6 protein-coding genes and 1 pseudogene are annotated in these 5086 nt (G+C 58.1%); 2 read left to right on the forward strand and 5 right to left on the reverse strand.

What is annotated here, in order from left to right; translation table 11 throughout:
* The coding region (locus FOY53_RS22350; RefSeq protein WP_246107521.1) for a DUF5765 domain-containing protein at window positions 1-481 on the reverse strand (481 nt) is incomplete at its 3' end.
* 128 nt (window positions 482-609) lie between these two features.
* On the opposite strand from FOY53_RS22350, the gene FOY53_RS22355 reads away from it, so the two are divergent.
* Both FOY53_RS22355 and FOY53_RS22360 read left to right on the forward strand, forming a co-directional pair.
* Window positions 610-1518, forward strand: a complete 909-nt coding sequence (locus FOY53_RS22355; RefSeq protein ID WP_222435331.1) for a helix-hairpin-helix domain-containing protein — start codon at window positions 610-612, stop codon at window positions 1516-1518.
* A 212-nt stretch (window positions 1519-1730) separates the two neighbouring features.
* Window positions 1731-3575: a PHA/PHB synthase family protein gene (locus FOY53_RS22360; RefSeq protein WP_246107522.1), complete on the forward strand. Its 1845-nt coding sequence runs from the start codon at window positions 1731-1733 to the stop codon at window positions 3573-3575.
* An 11-nt stretch (window positions 3576-3586) separates the two neighbouring features.
* Here FOY53_RS22360 and FOY53_RS22365 read toward each other — a convergent pair whose 3' ends face one another.
* From FOY53_RS22365 to FOY53_RS22375, 4 genes and pseudogenes are all read right to left on the reverse strand, one after another.
* Window positions 3587-4135, reverse strand: a complete 549-nt coding sequence (locus FOY53_RS22365) for a cation transporting ATPase C-terminal domain-containing protein (RefSeq protein WP_342784377.1) — start codon at window positions 4133-4135, stop codon at window positions 3587-3589.
* Window positions 4136-4138: 3 nt separating this feature from the next.
* A pseudogene (locus FOY53_RS24120) lies at window positions 4139-4414 on the reverse strand (HAD-IC family P-type ATPase); the annotation flags it as partial.
* Window positions 4415-4426: 12 nt separating this feature from the next.
* Window positions 4427-4675: a cation-transporting P-type ATPase gene (locus FOY53_RS22370; RefSeq protein ID WP_146592502.1), complete on the reverse strand. Its 249-nt coding sequence runs from the start codon at window positions 4673-4675 to the stop codon at window positions 4427-4429.
* Between the two features lie 54 nt (window positions 4676-4729).
* Window positions 4730-4963, reverse strand: coding sequence for a hypothetical protein (locus FOY53_RS22375; RefSeq protein WP_146592503.1), 234 nt, complete (start codon window positions 4961-4963; stop codon window positions 4730-4732).
* Between the last annotated feature and the right edge of the window lie 123 nt (window positions 4964-5086).

The raw sequence follows: 5086 nt of genomic DNA on the forward strand, positions 1-5086 counted from the left end.
GCATCACACCCGCTATGAAACTGAAAATGGCCGCATAAGTTCTACGACCGCACCCCGTTAAAAATGGGGGGATTACCGTGCACCACCTTTCGGCGCAAAGCGGGCTGCCCGGCAAGCAGGTTCCGAGCGGCGGATAGGGCGCAATCTGGACCAGCATTACAATCAGGGAAACGGCGCAAAGTGAGTAAATCCAAAACCGTACGCGATACTTGACGGGCTTGGGGACCAGTTCCATTGCAAAAGCGTTGATGAAGAACGGCTGTATGGCAATGTGCAGGTAGGACAGGACGGTCACGGATCGGTTCGCCGGGGTGCCGCATTGATCCATTACGCCATAGCCCCACAATTGAAGTCCTTCCATCAGCGTGAAGAACCCCAGAGTCAGCCAGATCGCGGGCATGTCGCCGCGCCGATAGGTGGCGGCGGTTGCCACTGTACCGACCACAACCATGCCCGCAGATACCTCGGCGCTCCAGCACATGGCATATCTCCTTTTCGGCTGTACCCTACCGCACGACGCACCCCTAGAATTGATAACGATCAATGCGCCTCGCCGGGAAAACCGTATTTTTGTGAGCGAATTCGGCACTGTTTTTGGGACTGCGAAACATGATGGAACCAGAGCAAGTCCCTTCCGGGAACTTGGCCGAAAACCGGTTCGTCGCGGGCAAACTGGATGAAATGGCAGATTTGCTCGAGAGCCAAGGCGCCTCTCAATTTCGGTCCCGCGCGTACCGCGAAGCGGCCGCATATATCCGGACACTGGCGCAGCCGATCCGCTCGATCTACCAGAAAGAGGGCCAGAACGGCCTTGAAGACCTGCCGACGATTGGCGCATCCATTGCCAAGGCCATCATCGAAGTTCTGGATAGCGGCCGCCTGAGTTCGCTTGAACGCCTGCGCGGATCGGCAGATCCAGAGCAACTGTTTCAAACCGTGCCGATGATCGGGGCAGCACTTGCTCATCTGATCCATGACACACTTCATATCGATACGCTGGAGGCCCTTGAAGCAGCCGCTATCGATGGCCGTCTGATGGCGATCAAGGGCATCGGAAAACGGCGTGTCGAAAGCATCAGGCACTCCTTGAACGAAATGCTGGCCCGAGGGCGGCCACGTGGGGCACGGTCGGCAAGCGCTTTGCCTTCGGTCGAGGATATTCTGGCGGTTGATCAAGAGTATCGCGAATCCGCTAACTCCCTTCCAACCGTCAAGCCGCGTCGCTTCAACGAGACAGGGCGCAGGCGTATCCCGATACTGCATACGGAACGGGGTCCCTGGCGGTTTACCATCATGTTTTCCAATACCGCCAGTGCGCACAAGTATGGCAGGACGCGCGACTGGGTCATCATCTACTTCGATCGCGAAGACCATCAGGAAGGCCAAATGACCGTTGTCACGCAACATGGCGGACCGCTTGACGGGCGGCGGGTCATTCGCGGGCTCGAAAAAGCCTGCACCCGCCACTACGGCATCGAATCACCTGTCCAGCCGTTTTCTGGGGAGTACCATGGATAGATCGGTTCACCGAAACGGTACTGTGAACCGGGGTCTTGGGAAGTCCAGGTGAGTGGGTGCGATCTGTACCAAGTCGGGCCGATATCCGGTGTTGTGCGCGGGTCAGCCTGTTCAAATTGATCTTGATCAACCGGCAAAATAACGCGTCGGCGAAACTGGCCATCTGCGACATTTGATTGGCGTGGACAGGATGCGACGGATCCAGGTGGCTCATGTCTTTGAAAGAGCGGTCGCGGCCGAATGAACGTGACAATCAGATGAGAACAAAGATGATGGCGAAGAAAGGCGATCCAGCGTCGAAAATGCTTCCAACGGTGGCTGTGAACCAGCATCAGGTTGTCCCCGACACGCCGAATGCACATCCGCACAAAAACCTCGATCGCGCCATACGGGCGGCAATGGGCCGTCTGACGGGGGGCATTTCCCCGCATTCGGCGACCGAAGCCTGGAGCGATTGGGCGCTTCATCTTGCTCGCTCTCCCGGTCGCCAGTTGGAACTGGCCGAACTGGCCCAATCCAATGCGCTGAAAATGACGGCTTATGGTGCAAACGTCACGTTGGGCAAGGACGTGAAGCCACCCTTTACGCCTAAGGGCTACGATCACAGGTTTTCGCACGCGTCATGGGCCAGAGCACCTTTCAATCTGTGGCAGCAGAGCTTTCTGGCAGCGCAAGATTGGTGGGATCAGGCCACAAGCGACATGCGCGGCCTGCGCAAACAGGATGCCGACAGAACGCAGTTTCAGATGCGTCAGGCGCTTGATCTGGTGTCGCCGTCAAATTTTCCCTGGATGAACCCGGAGATTATTGAAGAAACGATCAAGACAGGCGGCCGAAACCTTGTCGAGGGGGCCGGACACCTTGCCGAAGACATGATCCAGACGTTGACCCAAACCCACAAGCCCGCGCCTGAGGGGTATCAGATTGGGACTGACCTCGCCTGTACCCCGGGGCAGGTAGTGTTTCGCAACCATCTGTTCGAGTTAATTCAATACACCCCGCAGACAGAAAAAGTGCATCCCGAGCCTGTGCTTTTCGTGCCGGCGTGGATCATGAAATACTACATCCTCGATCTGTCCCCCGAGAATTCCATGGTCAATTACCTGGTCTCACAGGGGTTCACGGTCTTCATGATGTCATGGTGCAATCCGACCGCGGCTCAGTCGGAACTGTCGCTTGAGGACTACCGAAAGAGCGGCGTGCTTGCCGCCCTTGACGCGATCAACCGCCTAGTTCCAGATCATATGATTCACGCCAACGGTTATTGCCTTGGCGGCACCCTTCTCGCCATCACGGCGGCCACCATGGCGCGGGATTGTGACGATCGGTTTGCATCCATCACGTTGATGGCGGCGCAGGTCGATTTCGCCGAGGCTGGCGAGTTGTTGCTGTTCGTCGATGAAAGCCAAGTGGCCTTTGTCGAGGATATCATGTGGGAACAGGGCTATCTGGACCGGCCGCAGATGGCGCGGACATTCGCGTCGATCCGCGCGGAAGACCTGATCTATACCCGCGCCGTGAACCGGTATTTTCTGGGGAAAGACGATCTGCCCACCGATATCGGCGTCTGGAACGGCGATACGACGCGGATGCCCGCACGAATGCATTCCGAGTACTTGCGAAGTTTTTTTCTGGAGAACCGACTGACCGCGGGGCGGTTCGCCGTTGAAGGACGGGTGATCGCCCTCAAGGATATTTCAACGCCGATGTTTGTCATCGCGACAGAGGCCGATCACATCGCGCCCTGGAAATCGGTTTACAAGACCAAGCTGTTTACCGATTGCGACCTGACCTTCGTGCTGACCAAGGGCGGGCACAATGGCGGGATCATCAGCGAACCCGGACATCCGGGGCGTCACTACTGCATCGACCACCGTCACAGCGGCGCCCACTACAAGAGTCCAGACTCCTGGATCTCTGAAACCGCTCCGATTTCCGGTTCGTGGTGGCCAGACTATGCTACATGGTTGAAAGGCAAGTCCGGACCGCGATCCAAACCGCCAAAGCAACGCCCGGCGATCTGCGCGGCACCCGGCACCTATATTCACCAGACGTGAAATCTGAATGGTCACGCGGTGTCGTGGTTACGCCGGTAGCGCACCACTGAGACGAACTGTGCGACCTGACCATGAACCAGTGGTACAAGGCTGATCGCCACGATCAGCCCCCACACACGGGCATCCGGTGCCACCAGATCAAGCGCATCGGCGGCCACGGGAATGGACAGAACCGCCATTATCAGCCCGAGCCTCAGGACCAGGGCACCCCAGACGTATCTGTTGCGGGTGATTTCATTGCGGATCAGGCCGGACCTTGGATCGCGCATGTTGAAAACGTGCCAAAGTTGCGCCAGCGCCAGGGTCAGGAACGAAACTGTGACTGCGGCCGCCGGCGCCATACCCAGAAACCTCTGTGCCAAAATGAACGAGCCAAGCGTGGCTGTGGAGATGCTGAGGCTGTGCACGACAATGGCGTTCCACAAGGCCCTTGTCACGATTGGGTTGCCGGAATCGCGTCGCGGGCGCTGAAGAATCTCGTCACGCCCCTCACTCGCGCCAAGGGCAAATGCCGGAAATACGTCCGTCACGAGGTTGAGGAAGAGGATTTGCAGCGGCATCAACGGCAGAGGCAAGCCCACGAGAATGGCCACACCGACGACCAAAACCTCGCCTGGATTGCTCGACAGCAGATAGGTGACAAATCGCTGGATGTTGCGAAAGATCACCCTGCCCTCGCGAATTGCCGAAATGATCGAGCCGAATGCATCGTCACGCAGAACCATCGCGGCGGCTTCTCTGGCGACCTGCGTTCCCCGCAGACCCATGGCGACACCGATATCAGCCTGTTTCAAGGCAGGTGCGTCAGTGACACCGTCCCCCGTCATCGCGACGATCTGGCCGCCTTTTTGCTATAGCGTGATCAGGTCCAGCTTCTGCGCGGAACTGACCCGTGCAAACACATCGGCGGCAAGCAGGTTTTGCAGATCAGAGACTGACAAATCAGCAACCGGGCGCAGGCTGCGGCCTTCGATCACGACAGGGTCCCCGCTGGTAAGGCCAACGGCGGCTGCGATATTGCGCGCTGTCACTGCATGATCCTCCGTCATCATGATGACGCGACTGCCGGCCCGTCGGCACAAGGCGATGGCATCCGGCACGTCGCCGCGGGGCGGGTCATAAAGACCGAGTAATCCCAGAAATGTCAGATCTGCTTAATCCGCCTCCTCCGGCGAGATGACATTGCGCTTTGCGACGGCCGGAACCCGCATGCCCCGTGCGGCCATCTCGTTTGTCCGGGCGTGCCAAATCGCAAGCTCGTCCGCCGTCAGCAGCGCAACGGTTTGGACGTTCGCTTGAATTGAACTGCACGCCTCCAGAACCGCTTCGGGTGCACCTTTGACCCGGACATCAAACGACTCATCCGCGGCATGGACCGTCGCCATCATCTTCTAGGCTCCAGACCCATTGATTTCAGTCTGCTGTCGTGATTCAGGCTCCGCAAGGAGACTTGATCCATGAGCAATCCTTACTGGCTGACCGAGGCGCAAATCGAGCGCCTGAAACCGTTT

Origin of the sequence: Puniceibacterium confluentis, assembly GCF_007923445.1 — a bacterium.
Lineage (GTDB): Bacteria > Pseudomonadota > Alphaproteobacteria > Rhodobacterales > Rhodobacteraceae > Puniceibacterium > Puniceibacterium confluentis.